Source organism: Parabacteroides sp. An277 (assembly GCF_002159645.1).
GTDB lineage: Bacteria > Bacteroidota > Bacteroidia > Bacteroidales > Tannerellaceae > Parabacteroides.
This window is the reverse complement of the sequence record NZ_NFJB01000014.1, coordinates 13,903-36,602: the sequence shown is the minus strand read 5'-3', so window position 1 is coordinate 36,602 and position 22,700 is coordinate 13,903. Positions and strand designations below refer to the sequence as shown.

Sequence of the window (22,700 nt, the reverse complement as noted above, 5' to 3'; positions counted from 1 at the left end):
AAAAAAATAAATAAGTAAGTTTCGTGTTCATTTTGTTTTTGTCTGTTTATCTATTAATTACCCAAAATCCATCCCGTGCAGAACCTTTTCGAGCCACAATCCCAGATCTCTTTAAAGTAGCGATAACTCGTTCACAATGACGTTTACTAACACCAAGCATTTCTGCAATAGCTCGAATACTAATTGTATTTTCATTTGCTATTATGCTTAAAATCTGATTCCGTAACTCCTGATTACCGCCAGTTTCACCGACATCACCGACACGATTACCGCCAGTTTCACCGACATCACCGACACGATTACCACCAGTTTCACCGACATAATACTTTTGGATAAACTGAACTTGAAAAGACAAGCCAACTTCCTTCCATCTGAATTCGACATGAGGATAACGCTTCATTTCTGTAGCGACCAGCTTTAATCCGTTCCCCCATTGATCGATGATTCCCAATTGCTTAAACACAGGAGCTATCACCTTATTCCTGGCATCTGACTGACGACTTTCCATATCCGCATAGTCGATAGATGGTGGTAATAATCCAGGACTGGTAATTTCCACCATATCATCATAGATAGCCACTTTAATATCTTTGCCCGTCAATGAATACTGACGATGCACCACAGCGTTCCGAATAATTTCCCTAATAGCTTTTATTGGATATTCCCAACGTGATACCGTATAAATGCCTTCTACCTTTGCCCCTTTATTTATATGGCGAAGCACAAAATTGTAAGCCTCTTCTGCTTGTATCGCAATGGAGCCCATTATGCTTTTTTGGTCAATAAACTCTTCTGAATCTACACCTTTAAAACGAGCACATTCGACTTTTGCATTCGGAAACATTGCAAATCGTATTGCATCATCCGAAAGTAAAATCAATGCATTAGTTGGGTATTCATTTCCTTGTTCCGTTTTTACCAATTCCAATTTCCGTAAAACCTGCGCATCTAATGGTTCTTCCGTTTTTTCTTCATACAATTCGCTAAATGTATGGATATCTAACTCATCTATCGTCTTATCCAATACAATTTCACTATCAAATGACACATTCCTCCGACGGCGTTCTAATTCTGCTATAATGCTCTCATCAGCCATCCGATTATTTGAACCCACACGAATATAAGTCCCTTTGATCTTCCCTTCACTCTTCAAATAATAAGGAGGCATACTACCGCGATAAATCCGAATACGAATCAGATGCCTATCCTCAATGGTAAGAAATGAGATTTCCGGCAAAATAGTAGGATAACACCGATCATAAACCATATTGCTGATTTGCTCTTCTATCCGAGGTAAATCATCTTCAAGAAGGCCTACAATCGTCCGGTCATCATCAATCCCAAGATAAATATCCCCTCCTGCGTCATTTGCAAAAGCCACAATTGTTTTCGCTAAATCCGAATTAGTAGGCAATTCACCCTTAAATTCAAGGCGACGACCTTCTTGCTTGTCTATTATTTGAGAAATATGATCCATATTATTACCTATCTATTGAAAGAAAATTACCTGCAAAAATAACCATTTTATCACAAAACAGGTACAAGTTAAGACAATAATCCAGATCTATTTCAAGTAACATCCAGATGTCTAAATAAATAGCATCTGGATGTCAAAAACAGTTTATTCAAACATTTTTACGTCCTTATACTCCTCATCTTCTGATTGATATAAGCAATCAAATATAATATTTGCATCTGGGAATGCTTCTACAAATTGCTGAATCATATCTATCTGTTTGGATTTAAATACAGGTGCATTCAAATTCCATAATTGCTGATGAATATCTTTTTCTGGAATTGAAAGAAACAAATGATGTACATCCTCATTTTGAAGTAAATCTATGCTTTCTTTCCAATTATCAGAATCAATTAATAATAAAGCAAGTGAAGGCGCAAAACAAAAATTATCTCGATCAACTTTCTTACACAAATCCAAAAGTTCCTTTATTGAATCCGGAGTTCTACCTTTTGCCTGCTTTAGCAGCAACGTAATATTTCTACTTTTTGCATAATCAGCCAATAACTGATACGTTCCTTGCAGAGACTGATAGAATTGCTCCATGGTATAATTGTTTTCTATTGTACGTTGAGTTGTAATAAACAATTCATCCGCACCTAAAATGGCCATTTTATCTATTACATCTTTAATTACCTCAATACTTTTCTGATAATAAAGTGAATCATTATTTACTATACGAAGATCAGGATATAGGTTAATACCAGACGATAAATCTACTGACATTTTTAATTGTTGCCGTTTAAACCATCCAGTTTCTTGTTTCAATACTTCTTTATCTCTATTATACAAATATCGCCAATCTATAACCACCCGATCATAATGTTGAAAAAATGTCGGACGAGAGAGAATTTCTTCTTTTAAATTCAAAACATCATGCAACACTAATGCTCTTCTTTGCATTCTTTTAGAAGGTTGAACTTCTGGAAGTATTTCTACATCTGCATCCTGCAAACAAATTTGGAAAATACGAACATCTCCTCCAGCTATTGTTTCCGCTGTATTCTTTCCTAATTTTTGATTTTTCATAACCTTAGGTGTATATCCAACTGCTTTTATTTCTGAACAATCAATTGGCAATTCTTTTATTGAACTTATTCTTCCACTTTTCGACTGAATCTGAAACGGCATTTCCTTCCATTGATTATTTGAAACCAAAACTATATATTCATTACTTGAACGAGAACAAGTAATTAAACTTAACTCCGGATTGGTATCAAACAGTTCTACTGAAGAAAAAATATCACCTAACAAAGCTGAAACATGTTTCAATAATGGATAAGGCTTACCTAATTCTTTTTCTTCTTCTACTTTAACAGGTAAAGTACATTGAGGCGTTTCCATTACACCAAAAGGTGATGCCATAACAGTAACCTTTCCTTTACCACATGTTCTTTCTAAAGCAATTACTTGTTCTCCTGACTTTTGTAAAATCACAGCATCCGAAGGATAATCCAATTGCAATACTGAAAACTCATTAGACTCCTGTATATATTTATCTCTATATTGAATCCGATTTGTACATTTACTCATACCCAAACCTGCCGTAATTCCTGCAATTCCATCCGGCATATTCTGTAAAGAACCTGCTGTTATTATCAAATGTCCACCTGATTTGATATAATTATTTAGTTTGTCATTTATCTCTTGCCCCTTTCTTAGTTCATCAGCTATTACAAGCACCGGATATTGCTCTAATATCCACGACGGAGCATCACTCATTATACAATCCGCGATATCGCCATAAGGCGTAGGAGTTATAAATCCTCTTTCATCTTTATAATAAGAAGCATCCTGATAACCAGGATATAAAATATTTAATATACCATCTGTCAAATAATCGGATAATTCATAAGGCAAATTTCCCCATACTTTATAAGCCTGAGATGAATAAAGATGTCGTGGAAAAGACCAACCTGAAAAGAAATCCACCATTAAAGCTACAGGCGTATACATAATACCTGGATCCCCATACTTATCGTTCCAACGCACTGCATGCTGTTGAATCCTTCCGATTGGACTCAACTTATTTCCTATACGCATCGAACCTTCAAATCCGACGGCGACACAATCATACATCAAATGATGATACATTAATCGCTTTAACAAACTTAAAGATGTTCCTTTCCAAGGACCTCCACTATTATAATCATCCTCTATATTAGTAGCATCGCTATCATACGTTTTATATCCCCAACGGTTCCATACAGATGCATTTCCAAACCAATTAACACCATACTGTTTTCCTGCTCCTCGAATAAAAGAATAATAAATTTGAGAATTAGGCAGACCTTGAGCTGTTTCAGCACCAATCAATGTATATAAACCTTCTTTCAAGAAATAATGTCCAAAATTTAAAGAGACCAATGTGGCCATTTTGTTTCCTAATTGATTTCCCATTTCTTCAAAATGGCGTTGGAAATTAAAGTATTGATGCAATCGATCTGCACCCAAAGGATACATACGTGGAGCAAAACTACCCACATAACGTCCATCTTGTTCTCCATTATCCATGCCAAGCCAATGATCACCTAATTCCGTCTCAAATAAGCTCAATACTCCTTCTGGTATTTGAAACTGAGTCCAATAACCACCTGGTCCAGATCCAGGTATATATCCCCATAAATCAAATAAAAATAACTTTCTCTTCTTAATTTCAGAAACAATCTCTTTCAAATTATCTTGATAAATTAAAGGATAAGATACCCACAATATATCACCCAATTTGTCTTTGTCTACCCATAAATCCAATTTCCTTTTATAGTCACCTGACAAATCTCTTAATCCTATAAATTGGATTTTATTTCCAAATACAGAAAAATCAGGAGATTTCACATAATAACGTGTATAATCTGGATGTTTTGATGGCTGCATTTGATAAGGATACAAAGCAATTTGATTTTGCGCAGAGAGAAAACTCCCTATAAACATCAACATTAAAATCAAATATATATACTTCGTTTTCATCATGAATTAAATTATAACATTAGCATAATTAAAAATTTCTTATACAATTGACGGTACTTCAAAAAAGTACCGTCAATTCTAAATTTTACTATTTCAGATTATTATACATAATTTGGATCTTGTTCCAAAATACCTCCAGCTTTATCAATTTCACCTTGTGGTATCGGCCAATAATAAAATGCAGGCTGAAATACTTTAATATAAGCAGGCAACGCTGGATCAACAGCTCCATCTACTAATTCCTCCATCAATTTCCAACGCTTCAATTGGAAATAGCGTTGACCTTCAAATGCAAATTCAACCCGATTCTCATGACGAATACGTTCACGCATTTCATCCTGCGTCAAACCTTCTGGTAAAGGAGGCATTTCCGAACGTGCACGAACTGCATTTACTGCGTCATAAACTTTCGACGTAGGACCATTCGCTTCATTTTCAGCTTCAGCTATCATCAACAAAACCTCAGCATATCGAAGAATAACTACATCCGCATCCGAAATAGTTGAGTAACTTGGCATTTCAGTTGTTGGTTGAAGTAACTTCAGCATTCCAAAACCAGTTTGTTGCTGATCTGTCAATTTTATTCGTCCATTCTCTTCAAAACCTTCATCTGGGAAAGTAGCATATCCACTATGCGTAACTGTTTCGCGTAAACGCGGATCACGATTCTGGAATAATTTTTCTCTTTCATTATAATTTTCTTCAGCTGTAGCATTCGTATTTAATAAAGACTCATCTACAGATATTGTCAAAGGAGATTCTCCCCATTTTAAACCATCTGTACATTCAAATTCATCTACCAAATCACGTGTTACACCACATGTAGTCCATGCCCCATAATACAAATCCATACTATGAGTAATATTAGGAGCTAAATAACGGACAGAAAACATTATTTCAGGAGATGAAAGCTGTTTATCTGACAAAAAATTATCACGCATCCTATCTGCTAAAGAATATCCTTGAATACTTTCCAGCAAAGGTACAATCTCTGCCATCTTTGTTGGATCCGCTTTTCCATTATCATCATAAGCTTCACCTAACATTAAACGTGCCTTAAATGCTTTTAACGTTCCAGGGGTAAAATAGCCGCTCATTTGCGCATCAGAATAAGGCTTATCTGGTAAAGCTGCTATTGCTTCATCAAAATCTTGCATTATTTGAGCATAAATTTCTGCGCGTGTAGCCTTTGGTTGATACATATTATCCAAATTCAAAGAACTTGTAACTAATGGAACTTCACGATAGCATTGATAAAGCCAAGAATAAAAATATCCCCGCAATGCTTTACATTGAGCCACAATAAAGTTACGATCTTCATCAGACATATCCGAACCTGAATAGTTTTCCAAATTCTCCAATACTAAATGGACACGAGCTATTCCCGTATAACAATGAGAATACATATAAGAAACATAACCTGTTGTATTCGGATCTAAATCTCCTAATGCTATTGTTTGAGAACGCCCATAAGTATCTTCATTATGCTGACAGATTGAATTATCTGTCAAGTTATCAAAACATGCAATAATCTGAGACATCTCTCCAGGCCATTCATACATAATAGAGAAGCAACCTGCTAACGCCGAATCAAAATCACTTTTACGCTGCCAGAAAATATCTTGCGAAGGTGATGCTGGCGGATCCTTCTGTAGAAAATCACTACAAGAAACTGTTGTTCCTAATAATAAAATGGAAATCAAATATTTTAGCTTTTTCATTTTCATTACTGTTTAAAATTCAACATTTACACCAAAAGAACATATTCTATTTTGAGGATATTGAGCGGCTCTGCCATCAGCATCTCGTTCCGGATCTAACCCATAAAATTTTGTGAAAGTAACTAGATTATCTCCAGAAAAATAAACACGTACACGTGACATCTTCACTTTATCCGTCCATTGTTTCGGAAGTGTATAACCAAATGTCAAATTTTTCAAGCGAAAGTAAGATGCATTCTGTAAAAAATAACTATTGGGACGTGTATTCTTATTCCCTCCAAAGTCATCAAAATATAAACGTGGAAATTTTGCATTATATGGATTTTCTTCTGTCCACATACCTTCTACATATTCTTTAGTAGGAGCAGAACCTTGACGGAAAGGATAAATACCCCAATCATTCGTATAGAATTTTTTACCATCTACACCTTGTCCTGTCAATGATAGGTCAAAACCTTTCCAACTCGCCCCTAAATTTACTGAATATTCAAAGTTAGGAAAACGTCCTCCCATTGGAATACGGTCATTATTATCAATGATATTATCACCATTCTGATCTTTATATTTCAAATCACCAGGCAATGTATTATCATTAAATTGTTTTGGAGAATTAGCTACCTCTTCTTCTGTTGCAAAAATACCTATACATTCAAGCATATAGTATTCATTATACGGTAGACCTTCTCTTCTCAAATAATAATTGTCTATTTCTTCCGCACCAAATTGTGTCAGTTTATTTCTTGAACGATCAAAATAAACGCCTGCGTTATATTGCAATCCCTTAAAAATACCATCCGTAATTACATTACTATAATTAAAAGCAATTTCAACACCTGTATTTTGCACTTCTCCATTATTAACTGTAGGTGCCGTCATACCTAACAAAGCAGAAACTTGAGAACTTCTCAATATATCAGAAGTAACTTTTTTATACCAATCAAATGTTACATTTAAACCATTAAAAACTTGCATATCTACACCAACGTCAGTAATTGTTGTAGTTTCCCATTTGATATCACGATTAGCATACGCTTTTTGTTGATAAGCTACAGTTTCGTTTGTTTTATCAAAAGGATAGTTATTAACACTTTCAATCATGGCTTGATAAGGATACAATCCTATATTTTGATTACCTAATTGTCCCCAAGAAGCTCTTACCTTAAAATTGTTCAACCAAGCCCAATTCAAATTCTGAATAAATTCCTCTTCTGTTACACGCCATCCGACAGAGAAAGAAGGAAAAATACCCCAACGATTTTCTGAGGCAATACGAGATGTACCATCATAACGCATATTGGCTTCAAACAAATAACGTTCTTTATAATTATAATTGAAACGTCCGAATACAGACATGATAGCCCAGTCTTCTTCTTTTCCTTCGTTTGACCAATTAGCTTGCGAACCTGCGTCGATAACTGGCAAATCAAATGCGTAATCTTTTCGATAAGCCTTTACCGTTTCATACTTTTCTGATTCTTGGTTATAACCTACCATAATATTAAAGTTATGATTCTGATCAGCTGTAGAGACATCATATTTTAAATAGGTATACAAATTGGTATAGAAACGACGTGTATCCTCTACCGTAAAACCATTACTTCCTCTATCCAAATAACCAGCTTGTTCTCCTGTATGATAATTATAAACAGGAACATCGGAGCCACCCCATTCTTTTGTCTTCCCTGATTGCAAACGAGCTGCTCCTTTAGTATGCCAAGTTAAACCTTTCGCCAACTTCACTTCCAACCAAAGCTGAGCATTAATATCAAAATCTTGGAAAGTTTTTTTAGTATCAGTTCCTATAATAGCTGGCATATTTTTATTATGAGACTCAAACGAATAAGCAGATGATGTCCATTTTGTTTCTCCTGTTCCATCATCTGGTAACCAAGGCATATAGGTCGGCGCTTGAGACATAGTAGATAATAGCACATCATCTTGCCCTTGACGAGGTTGATCTCTATCACCATACATCAAGCTTGTATAAGTACCTATTTTAATAAAATCTGTAATCTGAGAAGTCAAATTAACTGTTGCATTGTATTTTTGATAATCAAAACCTTTTAATGTCCCTGGCTGATTCACAAAATTCAATGCTATGTTATAAGTAGTTTTTCCCGAATTTCCCGCAATTGACAAATTATGATTCTGCACTACAGCTGTATTAAACATATAATCCAACCAATCGAAATTAGGATATTCAACACTTCCATTACCATTCCGATAAGCATCCATCATTTCTTGCGTATAAGCGTTTCCTAAACCCGAATTTTTTTGAGCCAAATTGAATAATTCCATATACTCCACAGAATTAGTCACTAAGTCATACATTCGAGTCGGTGTATAAAGTCCCACATTTCCATGATAAGATATATGTGCTTTACCATCTTGCACACCCGCACCTTCTTTCGTTGTAACCAATATAACACCATTAGCTGCTCGGGCACCATAAATAGCAGCTGAAGCAGCATCTTTCAATACGGAGACACTTTCAATAACACTTGGATCCAAATGAGAAATATCTCCCGGAACACCATTTACCAATACCAACGGATCTGAACCTGCATCAGAAAAAGTTCCCTGACCACGGATACGGAACGTTGTGGATTCATCACCAGGAACGCCTGTTGCTGAATTTACGCGCAAACCCGGAACCTGACCTTGTAACATCGTAGCTGTATTAACAACCGGACGTTTCGTCATCTCTTCTCCTGACACAGCCGTTACAGCTCCCGTCAAATTCAATTTCTTTTGAGTACCAAAACCTACCACCACCAATTCATCCAGTGCCTCGGCATCTTCTTTCAGCGTAATGGCGTAATCGCTTTGGGCGGATACAGACACAATCTGGTCTTTATAGCCAATATAGGAGATACGAAGTTTAGCTCCTTCTGCTACGTTCTCTATCATGAACTTTCCGTCCATATCGGTGATGGAACCGTTCGTCGTGCCTTCTACCAATACGTTGGCACCGATAACGGGGATACCTTGGGCGTCTACGATCGTTCCGGTGATTTTCTTACCTTCCTGATTTACCCCCCCAATTTAGTTTTTATTAACCCATTATCACCATTATTATCCTTCAAGAAGATGCGGTTGCCTACGATTTTATAGGTAATACCGGTTCCGTCGAAGATTTCTTCCAGAACATTTTCGATGCGTTCATTCTGGACATTCAATGCTACGTCGGACAATTCTTTGCTCAACAGTGCATCGTCATACGAAAACTCGTAGCCTGTTTGCTGGGCAAGGTGCCGGATTACTTCGCCTACCGTCGTCCGGTTTACACTTATCTCCACATTTACCAACTGAGGAGGTGCCAATGGCTCGGCCAGCATCGTCGAAGACATTGCCGCCAACAGCAACGCTACGCTTGTACAAATCGGTTTCTTTTTCATGATACAATCATTTTGATTAAGTTTAATTGATTCTTTTATTTTGTTTTATTTATTTCGATAACTCACGAATATTTCCTTGCCTTCGATGCGGCAAGAGATGGGTGCGATAAATTCAAGATGCGAACAAATCTCCTCGATCGGTTCGTCTTTTGCATACACAAAGCGATACTTACGTGCGAGGAGACGGGCGTCGGCAAAGTTGAAATGGACGCCATGCGTCTGGGCAATCGCCTCAGCTATCTGCCCTAATGTCGCCTCTTCCAACTGCTTTTGTTGCAAATGCCAAACGCCCGCCACGTTCACATCCACCTGTCGCACGTTCACTTCATTTTTATCCGTATTATAGGTTACCTGCTCTCCAGGTTGCATATCCAATATGGTCTCTTGGTCTTTGTCTTGGAGGACGACATGTCCCGAAAGGAGCGTCGTCTCCAGCGTATGCCCTGCTTCGTCCGTCCGCACGTTGAACTCCGTCCCCAATACCTTAATATAAGCATCATTCGCCTCAACCAAGAAAGGCGACAACGAATCCTTCTTCACCGAGAAAAAGGCTTCGCCTTCCATCGACACCGAGCGGTTCGTGGCCGAGAACGCTTTCGGGATACGGAGCGTTGCCCCACCTTTCAGCCAAACCTCCGAACTATCGCGGAGCAGGATGCGCTTCACACTCTCGCCCTCGGCTACCATGATACTCAAATAGTCCTCTGAATTCGAGCGGGACATCCAATAACCCAGCGCACCTCCTACGACCAATGCCACCATCGCCGCATACCGGAGCGCACGCCGAAGGGGTATCCAGACGCGCTTCTGCCCGATGCGTTCTTCAACGGATTGCAATGCCCGTTCGATAGCCGCCTCGGTATTGTTCCGGTCGAAAGCATCCTTCATCCGAAGCTCGACGACGGCTTGCCAGATGCGTCCGTTCTTCTCCGAACTCCGCGCCCACGCAAGGATTGCCGCCAGCTCTTCCGCCGATGTTTTCCCGGCTAAATACTTTGCCAATATGCTATATTCAAATTCCATCTTCGTTCGACTTTATTCATATATAATACGGACGGCACCGAAAAACTACGGAGCAAAATTCTGTTTTTTTTTCGAGAATTTTTTCATGCCTCCGATACAAACCTTTCGGGATGCCTACCTAAACTTACCAACATACCGGATATTTTTTCACGTATCGTCGATATTTGTACAAACATCGACGATATTTGTATATCTTTAGCCTAAAGATAGAGAAACATCGACGATACGTAAAGAAATGATCTGCAAAAATGAAAGTTTTCCCCCTAAGAAAAAAAGTTTTCGCCCGCCGATTCGTATCTTTTTATAGTATGTTAATAGTTCGGATGCAAGAAGAGCGAATATATTTTGTACTTTTGCATCCAGATAAACAAAGGGAAAGGCTTTTGACTTCCCCCTATAACAAGAAACATTTAAAACTTATAGATTTATGAACGTGCTTACAAATGAAAAGCTGACAATTGTCGGCGCAGCAGGTATGATTGGCTCGAACATGGCTCAAACAGCTATTATGATGGGCTTGACTTCAAACATTTGTTTATACGATCCGTATGCTCCGGGTCTGGAAGGCGTAGCGGAAGAATTGTTCCATTGCGGTTTCGAAGGCGTGAACATCACCTATACTTCAGACATCAAGGAAGCGTTGACCGGTGCTAAGTACATCGTAAACTCAGGTGGAGCTGCTCGTAAGGCAGGCATGACGCGCGAAGACTTGCTGAAAGGAAATGCCGCTATCGCAGAAGAGTTCGGTAAGAACGTAAAACAATATTGCCCGGATGTAAAACACATCGTGATTATCTTCAACCCGGCTGATATTACAGGTTTGATTACCTTATTATATTCTGGTTTGAAACCTTCGCAGGTAACTACATTGGCCGCTTTGGACTCTACTCGTCTGCGCAGCGAATTGGCTAAATACTTCAACGTACCGATGGATGCCGTTGAGAATTGCCGTACGTATGGTGGCCACGGCGAACAAATGGCCGTATTTGCTTCTACAGCTAAGGTAGAAGGCAAACCATTGATTGATATGATTGGAACAGATGCACTTCCGAAAGAAAAGTGGGCTGAAATCCAGCAGAAGGTAACTAAGGGTGGTGCCAACATCATTGCATTGCGCGGCCGTTCTTCTTTCCAAAGCCCGGCTTACGTTTCTATCGAAATGATTGGTGCCGCTATGGGTGGTAAAGCATTCCGTTGGCCGGCTGGTACGTACATCTCTAACGACAAGTACGACCACATCATGATGGCTTGGGAAACTTCTATCACTGCTGATGGTTGCCATTGCGCAGCATTGAACGGAACAGCTGAAGAACAAGCTGCTTTGGATAAGAGCTACGCTCACTTGTGCGAATTGCGCGACGAAGTGATTGCAATGGGTGTATTGCCAGCCATCTCTGAATGGAACAAGCTGAACCCGAACATCCAATAAGGAAATGAACTTTCAATTTTGATTCATATACTTTATTATTTAAATTAGACAGAAAAGCAGTCCGTAGCCGATACGGGCTGTTTTTTCTTGTTTATTCTACAATACAAAAGCATGACGCTGAAAGCCGTATTATTCGATTTCGACGGTGTCTTGGTGGATACCGAAAAGCTTTACGATGTGTTCTGGAATGAGATGGGCGAACGTTACCATACCGGCATTCCGAATTTCGCCTCGCATATAAAAGGCACCACCATCCATGGACTTATCGAGAAATACTTTTCCGACCGTTCGGAAGAGGAAAGGAAGCAAATCCTTGCCGAATCCAACCATTTCGATTGGAACATGCCGATGCCCGTCTTGCCAGGTTCGTTTGAATTTGTGCGGATGCTCAAATCGCATGGTGTTCAGATTGGGTTAGTAACCAGTTCAGACGACAAGAAATTAGCACACGCTTTCCATGAATTACCCTTTATGGAAGGACTGTTCGATACCATCGTCTCGGCCAATCGCATCACACGAGGCAAACCTGACCCGATGTGTTACCTCTTAGCAGCCCAAGATTTCAACCGAAAACCGGAAGACTGCCTCGTATTCGAAGATTCGTTTGCAGGTATTCGAGCTGGAAAAGAAGCAGGCATGCGTGTCGTAGCACTGAGTACGACGAACCCCGCCATGCAATTGCAAGGGATAGCCGACTATGTAATACCGAATTTGGAAAATCGGACGTTTGAGGATTATTTAAGTTGGCAATAAGAGAAAACTAACTAATAAAAACAAGCTCGCGCCTCCCGGCGGGAGCTTGCAATAGTTTTCTATTTTATGAAGAAACAATAATAGATATATAAATAAGTGTGTAACTTTATTTTCCTCCGAGCGCATGATACAAATTGATGATGCCCTGTATAGCTTCGTATTGGTCGGACGAGAGTGTGAGTTGCGTTTGCAAAAGCGATTGCTGTGCGGTTAACACCTCCAGATAATTGTTATTACCATGTTCCATCAAGAGACGTGTAGTACGTACAGACTCCTGCAAGTAACCTATCTGTTCCTCTTCCAAACGAATCCGTTTTTGAGCAGACTGCCATTGAACCAACGCATCGTTTACTTCCGCACCCGCATCCAACAAGCTTTGCCGAAAAGAAAGTAACGCCTCTTCTTGTTGTGCTTTGGCTATTTGCAAATTGGCTATGTTTTCACCTCGGTTGAATAGGGGTTGCACCAAAGAACCTATTGCTTGTAAAAGCCATGCGCCCGGATTGGTCACAATTGTCCCATTATTTGTCCACCCAGCCGAACCGCTTAATGTAATAGAAGGATAGAAAGCCGAACGTGCACTATTCGTAGCATAAAATGCTTGCACGAGTTGTGCTTCAGCTTGCCGCACATCGGGACGACGTTCAAGCATTTTCAATGGTACACCCGTTAAAAGGGTATCTGGGAATTCCTGTTCGGATAACTTCCCGCGCGGAATGGCATGAGGCGTTTCCGCCAACAACAATGAAAGGGTATTTTCCAATTCATTTATTTGCTCTTGCAGTGTCACTACAGATGTTTCCGCAGAAAGACAATTGGCTTCTGCTTGGTTAACAGCAGCCATATCTGCATCGCCCGCCTTCATAAGAACCCGTATCGTATGGACATAATCCCGCCAGTTGGTTAACGTCTCCATGGAAATCGCCAACTGTTCATCTTTAGCCAGCAACGAATAATAATTATCCGCAATTGTAGCGATAAGCTGTGTCTCGACGGCTTGAGAATAGGCCTCACTTTCTTCCAATTCCGCCAAAGCTTCCCGTTTGGCATTTGTTAGCTTGCCAAAAAGATCGACTTCCCACGACGCCGTCCCCTGTATGGCGTATGTCTTAGGAGAATTTTCCCCATCGAAGCGACTTAGATTCCCCTCCGCATCCAAAGATAAAGAAGGCAAATAAGCCAACTTAGCTTTCCGTAAAGACGCTTGTGCTTCAAGCGTTCGCAAACGAGCAACCTGTAAATCCGTATTTGCAGCAAGCCCCTTTTCTATCAAGGTCTGCAATTGCGGGTCGGTAAACAAATCCCGCCATGCCAAATCAGCAATAGAAGAGGTATCCATAATGGATATATTCCCAAAAAGTTCTTCTGTATCCACCTCCTGCCGCTCATATTTAGTATAAATACCACAACTGCTTAATGTGGTCAATATGATAATCCATAAATAATTCTTAGCCATATCTTTTGTTCATTTATCTTACTATCTTTTTATTTCATATACCTTCATCCACATTTTCCGGCTTGCGTTTTGGCATTAATCGCTCCTCCATTGCTTGAAAAACAATGAAGAGAGAAGGAACGACAAACAACAAAGCTAACGTTCCTACAATCATACCGCCAACCACACCCGTACCAAGCGAAATATTCCCATTCGCTCCTGCACCAGAAGCAAACACTAAAGGAAGCATCCCTATTACCATCGTGAGGACAGTCATCAATATAGGACGGAGACGGACACTGGCCGCTGATATGGCCGCTTGCGTAAGCGTCATACCTTGACGGCGACGTTCCGAGGCATATTCCGTCAGCAAGATAGCAGTCTTTGTCAACAAACCTATCAGCATGATTAGCCCGGTCTGCATATAAATATTATTTTCCAATCCACACAAATTGGAAAGGGCAAAACTACCCAAAAGTCCAAACGGAACACTCAACATCACACCTAAAGGCACAAACAGGCTTTCGTATAGAGCACAGAGTATAAGATATATAAACAAAATACATATTGAGAAAATAATCACTGTATTCAAGCTACTGTCTGCCTCCTCGCGAGTGATTCCACCATACTCATATCCATAACCAACGGGAAGCGTTTGCGCAGCCACTTCTTCCACTGCATTAATTACATCTCCGGAACTATAACCATCGTTCATCATCGCATTCACCTGAATACAACTATAAAGATTAAAACGCGTCAACGTCTCTGGCCCATACGTTTTCGTCAAAGAGACAAACTGTCCGATAGGTGCCATTTCCCCTGCATCCGTTCGTACAAACATATTGTTCAACGCATCTGTATCCAAACGGAAATTCTTGTCTGCTTGCACATACACCCGATAAAGTTTTGAAAAACGGTTGAAGTTGGAGGCGTAATCTCCGCCAATATATCCGGACATAACGCTTAATACATCGGAGGGAGAAACTCCCATACGCTTGCATTTTGCCGCATCGACCTCTACCTTATATTGAGGAAACTTGGTATCAAACGTAGAATACGCCATTTGAATCTCCGGACGCTGGTTCAGGGCAGCAATGAATTGGTCAGTATACCCTTTCAACGTCTCTATAGTACCGCCCGTACGGTCTTGCACATAAAGTTCCACACCGCTTCCGGTTCCATACCCCATAATAGTAGGTTGCGCAAAAGCAAAAAGTTTCGCGCTGTGGATATTGGCGGTACGGCGATAAATTTCTGTTATAACGGCACTAATGTAATCCTCCGATTCCGTCCGTTCGCTCCAATCCTTCAACTTGATAATCAACATACCACCGGAAGGAGCCTGTCCTCCCATCATGCTATATCCCGATACATTGGAATAACGCTCAATCTGCGGAATATCTTTGATACAGGATTCCACTTCACTCATGGCCCTGACGGTCTGTGCCAAACTACTACCCGGAGGAGTTGTTACATTCACAAACACTGTCCCCATATCTTCATCGGGAACCAAGCCTGTTTTTGTTGTCTTCATCAAAAGCACCAACAACACGATAGTGGCTGCCAGCCCTATGCCGATCAACCATTTGCGACGGAAAAACCATTTCACCCCATTTTTATAACGAAGCACCAACCGGTTGAACGACGCCTCAAATGCATGATGAAAGCGACTGGAAAACGTCAGTTTTTCGCCCATACCGGCTTCTATATGCGGAGTCATAAGCAAGGCACAGAGGGCAGGACTCAAAGTCAATGCGTTGACGGCCGAGATACCGACAGCCACAGCCATCGTTAATCCGAATTGCATATAAAACGTGCCGCTCGTCCCTCCCATAAAGGAAGTCGGGATAAAGACAGCCATGAACACCAACGAAGTCGTCACGATTGCCGTAGCAATGCCATCCATGGCCCGCGTCGTCGCTACATAAGGAGACCGTATGCCGCCGTCAAATTGCGCCTGCACAGCCTCTACCACCACTATCGCATCATCAACCACCGTACCAATCACCAATACCAGCGCGAACAACGTCAAAAGGTTCAACGAAAAACCGGCTATATACAAGAACGCAAAAGTACCTACCAGCGACACAATGACGGATATGGCCGGAATAATCGTAGAGCGGACGCTTTGTAAAAATACATACACAACTAAAATCACCAGTATGATAGCCTCTATTAACGTTTTGACTACTTCATGAATGGATGCGTCCAAGAAGGATTTGGTACTCATCACATCCACCAACTCCAACCCCTTCGGCAATTCCTGGCGAATCTCTTCCATCAATTGGTCGATTTCTACAATAATCTCGTTCGCATTCGAGCCTGCAGTCTGCGAAATCATTGCCGTAGCTCCTGGATGCCCGTTTATCTCGCTGTTATATGTATAGGTTTGCGAACCCAATTCCACCTTCGCGATATCGTTGAGCCGCAATACCTCGCCGCTTTCCAACGCCTTGACGACAATATTACCAAACTCTTCTGCTGTTTCGTAGCGACCTCTATACTTCAGTGTATATTGGAACGTGTTTTCTGAATCCTCGCCCAATGTCCCTGTGGCAGCTTCCACGTTCTGTTCTTCCAATATCGTCGTCACATCCGAAGGCGTGAGGCTATATTGTGCCATCTTCTGGGGATCCAACCAAATGCGCATGGCATAATCACTTCCCATCACATTGACATTACCTACGCCACTGATACGCGACAAGCGCGGCTCGATATTTATTTGAAAATAATTACTGATGAACGTCTGGTCATACTCGTCATTTGGCGCGTACAGGGCGATAATCTTCAACATGCTATTCTGTCTCTTTTGTACCGTTACGCCGATTTGCGTCACCTCAGCCGGCAAAAGCCCCTCGGCTTCGCTCACCCGGTTCTTGGTGTTGATGGTTGCCATGTCCGGGTCCGTGCCCTGCTTAAAATAAACCGTGATGCTTCCCGAGCCGGTATTCGTGGAAGTAGAGGTCATGTAGGTCATGTTTTCCATGCCATTGATGGCCTCCTCCAACGGTACCACCACGGCCTTCTGTACAGTTTCCGCATTAGCGCCGGTATAAGTAGCCGATACATTAATAGTCGGCGGCGCAATGTCCGGATATTGTTCCATCGCCAAACTGCTCAATCCTATCAATCCCACCAGCATGATAAGCGCTGAAATGACGCACGCCAAAATGGGACGGTCTATAAACAATTTCAGTTTCATAATCTCTGTTTAATATTCAAATTCATCTATTTTTTCGGATCCTGAATACCTATTTTTCTAAAAAACGATCGTATTTTAGAATCCGGAGTCCTCTTTCTTATAAAAAACGATCGTATTTTAGAAGCCGGAGCCCTCCTTCTTATAAAAAACGATATTATTTTAGAAGCTAGAGTCTTCCTTCTTATAAAAAACGATCGTATTTTAGAAGCCGGAGCCCTCCTTCTTATAAAAAACGATATTATTTTAGAATTATAGGCGTTCCGGTTCCTTTCATCATCCCTTATTCTGCTGCTCAATGGATGTGCCCTCTTGCAACAACCCGGCGCCTTCCGCCACAATGACATCGCCCACCTGTAAACCCTCTTCCACAATATACTCCTTGCCATCGTTTACCGAAAAGACGGTTACTTGAGCCGATGTCGCTTTACCATCTACCACCTTATATACAAATATCTTATCTTGTATCTCATACGTAGCTTCCTGGGGGACGACAATCACGTTATCCAATTGATAGGGAAAAACAACTGTGCCGCTCCCGCCATTGCGCAACATCCGCTCCGGATTCGGAAAGGTAGCACGCAAACGGACAGCTCCCGTACCCGTATCAATCGTCCCGCTGATGGCATCAATGCAACCCTCGTATGCGTACATCTGACCGTCGCTCAAACGAAGCGAGACTTTCGGCATGTGCTCCAATGCATTGGCGGTGGTTTGATATTCACGCACGAGAGAGAGGACTTGGTTCTCCGTCATCGAAAAATAAACGTACATCTCCGAATCGTCCGAAACGGTCGTCAGCGGCGTAGTGATAGAAGCATCAACCAAAGCTCCGACACGATACGGCAACATACTGGCGACCCCATCCACGGGACTGGTCACTACGGTATACGACAGATTGTTCTGCGCATTGACCATTTCAGCTTTAGCTTGCTCCAAAGTAGCCTCGGCTTCCAGTAGAGAATTGCGGGCTGTCTGCAAGTCGAATGCTGAAATCACCCGCTCCTCAAACAAATCCTCTTTGCTCTCTACCGTAAGGCGTGAAGTGGCAACCGCAGCCTCAGCACTCTTCACGTTCGCCTTCGCCATTTGTAAAGAGGCACGGTAAGGAACCTGGTCGATAATAAAAAGAGGCTCGCCTTTCTGTACCGATGCGCCTTCCGATATGCACACCTCTGTGATGGTACCGCTTACTTGCGGTCGAATCTCCACACTTTGCCTACCGTTGATAGTCGCCGTGTATTCCTGATTCAACGTGCGGTTCGTCTTTCCCACCTTTAAAGTCTTATAAGAAGAGACCATGCCTGTTTGGCTTTTTTAGAATCCACCTCGTTAAAAATTGAGAATCCACTCAATTCCATACCCAATCCATGACCTTGGATGCACAATTGGACATGGCAGATATTTCTACGGATTTTATCGATTGGTTTTCTTTTTTAGTCGAGAAAAAGCATAAAAGGCCACAAGAGAAAAACGACCCGGATTCGCCCGAAGTCCCCTCTTAAAATGTATAAACGAGGTTGCCGAACCCATATTTATATGCTAAACTTACGCCCTAATTGATTAAGAAGATGACAAACTGGGTAACATTGAACACGGCCAGCAGAAAACCGGCAGAAGACCTGAATATAGCGGCGAACGACAAACACATCGCAATTGTAAGGTTGAATAAAACATCTATTCCCTCCAACCTACCAGGGAACAGAGATGGTTATTTCTCGCTATTTCTCCTTTTTAAAGGCGAAATACACATAATGGTTAATGCCTCGGAACTGCACCTATCGGTTCCAGGTGTTTTGGATATTTTCGAATTCGACCAAATAAACATCATACAGGCATCCAATAACATAGAGGCTTTTCGCATTTATTTCACGCCTGATTTCCTGAATGAAGTCATGAAGGGAATTCCCCTCGTTCCGCTTTCGACCTTCATGCAACGAAACAACCGTCTGTTCGTGCCTATCAGCAAAGAACGAGCCTCCCGCCTGCGGCAAATTCTTAATTACTTGGAAGATTCTCTCCAACTCAAACAACATCTCTTTCAAAAGGAACTGATGAAGGTAGAACTGCGCAAGCTGAACCTGGAAGTATTAGACGCCGTCTTGCAGGCCCGGACAAGCGAACGATCTGTCGATGACGGTCGAACCGAAAATCTCATCTACCATTTTGTTTGTTTAGTGCATGAAAACAGCAAAGAACACCATGACGTGCAATGGTACGCCGAACAAATAGGCATCGACGTTCGTTCACTCGCTCGCCTCGTCAAACGTTACATGAAAGTAAACCCTCGCGACTGGATTTACGGACGAATGGTGGCCGAAGCCAAGCGCAGCCTCTGCCATCTGGATACTTCCATCCAAGAGGTCGCAAACCAGTTCCATTTCTCCGACCAATCCGCTTTCGGCAAATTTTTCAAACGCGAAACCGGACTTTCTCCACAAGCCTTCCGCGAACAATATGCGAGCTTAACCTGAAATTCTCCAAAAGGGACTTCGGGAAAATATTTCCTCGCGCCATCCAAGGCTACTCTTTAAACAGGAATGTCCAATCTGAACCGGCAGGACAACAATAGGAGCGGATGCCTATCGATTCTGCAGCTTTGCAATTCGCAGGAGAATCATCGATAAAGAATGTCTCGTTTGCGGTAATCACTGAATCATTCAATACGCATTTGAATATTTCAATATCGGGCTTCTGCATGTGCAATTCATACGAGAGGTAAATACGGTCGAAGAAATCATCCACATGATGTCCCTTATAGGTAAAAAGATGTTGCTCCGCCCATTGCCAATGGATACTATTGGTATTGCTCAACAATAGGACGTGGTACGTCTCGCGCAGACGAAGCAACCAATCCAACTTATAGGATGGAATATCTGCCAACATCGCAATCCAGGCCTGGTCAATCTGCTCGTCAGTCAACGTTTGATCGGACAAACGGCGCATACTCGCCCGGAATCCGGCCGCCGAGATATTGCCCGACTCGAACTGCATATACAATTCTTTTTGGCGATAATCATCCAATACGCTTTCATGGATACTTTCTATCCCCAGCTGCTCATACGCCTTCCGACAGGCGGTCTTATCGAGGTTAACCAATACACCTCCGAAGTCAAATATCAGATTCTTGATTCCTTTCATGGTAATAACTTCCCGTATTTTTTAAACTATATGCTGGCAAATATAGGGAAAATCTATGAAAAAGCGATAGAAAATGGCAGGAATAATTGTACCTTTACGCCGTCTTAACAGAGAAAACAAAATCATGCAAGATCATTTTCACATTACTTGGCCGGCGGAATGGTACCCGCAAAGCGCCATACAACTGACGTGGCCGCACGAAGAAACCGACTGGGCTCCTATCTTAGATGAAGTAACAGCGTGCTTCGTGACGATTGCTCATGAAATCATAAAGCGAGAGAATCTGCTGATTGTCTGCCGTAACGAAGCAGAGGTACGCCGGCAATTGGGTGTATTCGACGCGTCGCGCGTCCGCTTTGTCGAGTTAGAAACCAACGATACCTGGGCTCGAGATCACGGCGGCATCACGGTGTTTACGTCGGATGGTCCGCTCGTATACGACTTTGTATTCAATGGTTGGGGGATGAAGTTCGCGGCCGGGCTCGACAACCTCATCACCCGCAGGATTTTTCAGAAGCGTGTTTTTTCAGCTAATGCGCGTGTTTGCGGCATGAAGCCCTTCGTCTTGGAAGGGGGAAGTATCGAGTCGGATGGGAAAGGTACGCTGCTCACGACGTCCGAGTGCCTCCTTTCGGTCAACCGCAACGAGTATCTTCGGCGGGAAGAGATAGCGGATTATTTGACGCAGGTCTTCGGGTTGAAGCGCATTCTCTGGCTGGAACATGGCTATTTAGCGGGAGATGATACGGACAGCCACATCGATACGCTCGCCCGTTTCTGCCGGGAAGATACGATTGCCTACGTGCAATGTCTCGACCCCACGGACGAACATTTCAAGGAACTCCGCGCTATGGAGCGAGAATTACAGGCCTTCCGGCAATTAAACGGGGCGCCGTATCGCTTGGTGCCGCTGCCTATGGCGGATGAAGTCCGCTGGAATGGGGAGCGTCTGCCGGCTACGTATGCGAATTTTCTTATCCTGAATGGCGCCGTCCTCCTGCCCTTTTATGGCTCGCCGAAGGATGAAATCGCCCGCGCAATCCTGCAGGAGGTGTTCCCCGAACGGGAAGTAGTGGGCGTCAATTGCCTCCCGCTTATCAAGCAACATGGTTCTCTTCATTGCGTCACGATGCAGTATCCGAAGGGAGTCATCCGTTGATTTCTAAAATAGGACACAGATAAACAGATAAAAACATGAAGGTAGGTTTAATTCAACAGCGTAATACTTCGGACATCGAAGCGAATGTCCGCAAGTTGCAAACCCGCGTCCGCGAGGCGGCTGCTGCCGGTGCGGAGCTGATTGTCTTGCAGGAATTGCACAATGGCCTGTACTTCTGCCAAACGGAAGACACCGCACTTTTCGACCTGGCAGAGCCGATTCCCGGTCCCTCGACCGAATCGTTTGGCGCGTTGGCCCGCGAGCTGGGTGTCGTCATCGTGCTGTCTCTCTTCGAAAAGAGGGCGCCGGGGTTGTATCATAACACGGCTGTCGTCCTCGAACGAGACGGCTCTATCGCCGGCATGTACCGCAAGATGCACATCCCGGACGACCCTGCTTATTACGAAAAGTTCTACTTTACGCCGGGAGACCTGGGCTTCGAGCCCATCAACACCTCGGTGGGCCGCTTGGGAGTCCTCGTCTGTTGGGACCAATGGTACCCGGAAGCCGCGCGACTGATGGCTATGCGGGGCGCCGAAGTCCTGATTTATCCGACCGCTATTGGCTGGGAAAGTTCGGATACAGAGGCGGAGAAGTGCCGGCAAAAGGAGGCTTGGGTGACGGTACAACGCGGACATGCGGTTGCCAACGGGCTGCCGGTTATCACCGTAAACCGCACAGGTCATGAGCCGGACCCGTCGGGACAGACGCGCGGCATCGAGTTCTGGGGCAATAGTTTCGTTGCTGGTCCGCAAGGAGAACTACTGGCCGAGCTTCCCAACAGCGAGGAGATGGTGCAAGTAGTCGACGTAGATTTGAAGCGTTCAGAGCAGGTTCGTCGCTGGTGGCCCTTCTTCCGCGACCGCCGTATTGATGCTTTTTCCGGACTGACGCAGCGGTTTCTCTTCCCGTAAAGGAGGCTGATTTTGGGTCGTATGCCCCGTCTTGCCCTGTCGCAA

The 22,700-nt window shown here is 42.6% G+C and carries 14 protein-coding genes and 1 pseudogene; 5 read left to right on the top strand and 10 right to left on the bottom strand.

Features of this window, described 5'->3' with window-relative positions:
• Nucleotides 1-46: 46 nt before the first annotated feature.
• The 6 genes and pseudogenes from B5F77_RS07180 to B5F77_RS07155 form a co-directional block, all read right to left on the bottom strand.
• On the bottom strand, nt 47-1,477 hold the full coding sequence (locus B5F77_RS07180) for an RNA-binding domain-containing protein (protein WP_087329432.1): 1,431 nt from the start codon (nt 1,475-1,477) through the stop codon (nt 47-49).
• Nucleotides 1,478-1,621: 144 nt separating this feature from the next.
• The gene (locus tag B5F77_RS07175; protein WP_239445758.1) at nt 1,622-4,486 is read right to left on the bottom strand and encodes a sugar phosphate isomerase/epimerase; all 2,865 of its coding nucleotides are present in this window, start codon (nt 4,484-4,486) and stop codon (nt 1,622-1,624) included.
• A 98-nt stretch (nt 4,487-4,584) separates the two neighbouring features.
• Nucleotides 4,585-6,204: a RagB/SusD family nutrient uptake outer membrane protein gene (locus B5F77_RS07170; protein WP_087329521.1), complete on the bottom strand. Its 1,620-nt coding sequence runs from the start codon at nt 6,202-6,204 to the stop codon at nt 4,585-4,587.
• Nucleotides 6,205-6,216: 12 nt separating this feature from the next.
• Nucleotides 6,217-9,222 (bottom strand): annotated as a pseudogene (locus B5F77_RS07165) (TonB-dependent receptor); the annotation flags it as partial.
• Nucleotides 9,223-9,236: 14 nt separating this feature from the next.
• Complete coding sequence (locus tag B5F77_RS07160) at nt 9,237-9,602, bottom strand: STN domain-containing protein (RefSeq protein ID WP_087329428.1); 366 nt, start codon at nt 9,600-9,602, stop codon at nt 9,237-9,239.
• A gap of 45 nt (nt 9,603-9,647) precedes the next feature.
• Nucleotides 9,648-10,625, bottom strand: a complete 978-nt coding sequence (locus B5F77_RS07155) for a FecR domain-containing protein (protein ID WP_087329426.1) — start codon at nt 10,623-10,625, stop codon at nt 9,648-9,650.
• Nucleotides 10,626-11,052: 427 nt separating this feature from the next.
• On the opposite strand from B5F77_RS07155, the gene B5F77_RS07150 reads away from it, so the two are divergent.
• On the top strand, nt 11,053-12,054 hold the full coding sequence (locus B5F77_RS07150) for a malate dehydrogenase (protein ID WP_087329425.1): 1,002 nt from the start codon (nt 11,053-11,055) through the stop codon (nt 12,052-12,054).
• A gap of 111 nt (nt 12,055-12,165) precedes the next feature.
• The gene (locus B5F77_RS07145) at nt 12,166-12,807 is read left to right on the top strand and encodes an HAD family phosphatase (protein WP_087329423.1); all 642 of its coding nucleotides are present in this window, start codon (nt 12,166-12,168) and stop codon (nt 12,805-12,807) included.
• Between the two features lie 106 nt (nt 12,808-12,913).
• Here the strand turns inward: B5F77_RS07145 and B5F77_RS07140 are convergent, their stop codons facing one another.
• From B5F77_RS07140 to B5F77_RS07130, 3 genes are all read right to left on the bottom strand, one after another.
• Nucleotides 12,914-14,263, bottom strand: coding sequence for an efflux transporter outer membrane subunit (locus B5F77_RS07140; protein WP_087329420.1), 1,350 nt, complete (start codon nt 14,261-14,263; stop codon nt 12,914-12,916).
• A gap of 34 nt (nt 14,264-14,297) precedes the next feature.
• Entirely contained in the window at nt 14,298-17,444 is a 3,147-nt protein-coding gene (locus B5F77_RS07135) for an efflux RND transporter permease subunit (RefSeq protein WP_087329418.1), read from the bottom strand.
• 273 nt (nt 17,445-17,717) lie between these two features.
• Nucleotides 17,718-18,743 (bottom strand): efflux RND transporter periplasmic adaptor subunit, encoded by a 1,026-nt coding sequence (locus B5F77_RS07130; RefSeq protein WP_087329416.1) that lies wholly within the window; start codon nt 18,741-18,743, stop codon nt 17,718-17,720.
• A gap of 269 nt (nt 18,744-19,012) precedes the next feature.
• On the opposite strand from B5F77_RS07130, the gene B5F77_RS07125 reads away from it, so the two are divergent.
• Nucleotides 19,013-19,915: a helix-turn-helix domain-containing protein gene (locus tag B5F77_RS07125; RefSeq protein WP_087329414.1), complete on the top strand. Its 903-nt coding sequence runs from the start codon at nt 19,013-19,015 to the stop codon at nt 19,913-19,915.
• A gap of 49 nt (nt 19,916-19,964) precedes the next feature.
• Here the strand turns inward: B5F77_RS07125 and B5F77_RS07120 are convergent, their stop codons facing one another.
• Nucleotides 19,965-20,582 carry an HAD family phosphatase gene (locus B5F77_RS07120; RefSeq protein WP_087329412.1) on the bottom strand — a complete coding sequence of 206 codons (618 nt, stop codon included), beginning with the start codon at nt 20,580-20,582 and terminating at the stop codon, nt 19,965-19,967.
• Between the two features lie 124 nt (nt 20,583-20,706).
• On the opposite strand from B5F77_RS07120, the gene B5F77_RS07115 reads away from it, so the two are divergent.
• Both B5F77_RS07115 and B5F77_RS07110 read left to right on the top strand, forming a co-directional pair.
• Nucleotides 20,707-21,741: an agmatine deiminase family protein gene (locus B5F77_RS07115; protein ID WP_087329410.1), complete on the top strand. Its 1,035-nt coding sequence runs from the start codon at nt 20,707-20,709 to the stop codon at nt 21,739-21,741.
• Between the two features lie 35 nt (nt 21,742-21,776).
• On the top strand, nt 21,777-22,655 hold the full coding sequence (locus B5F77_RS07110; RefSeq protein WP_087329408.1) for a carbon-nitrogen hydrolase: 879 nt from the start codon (nt 21,777-21,779) through the stop codon (nt 22,653-22,655).
• The last annotated feature ends 45 nt before the right edge of the window (nt 22,656-22,700 follow it).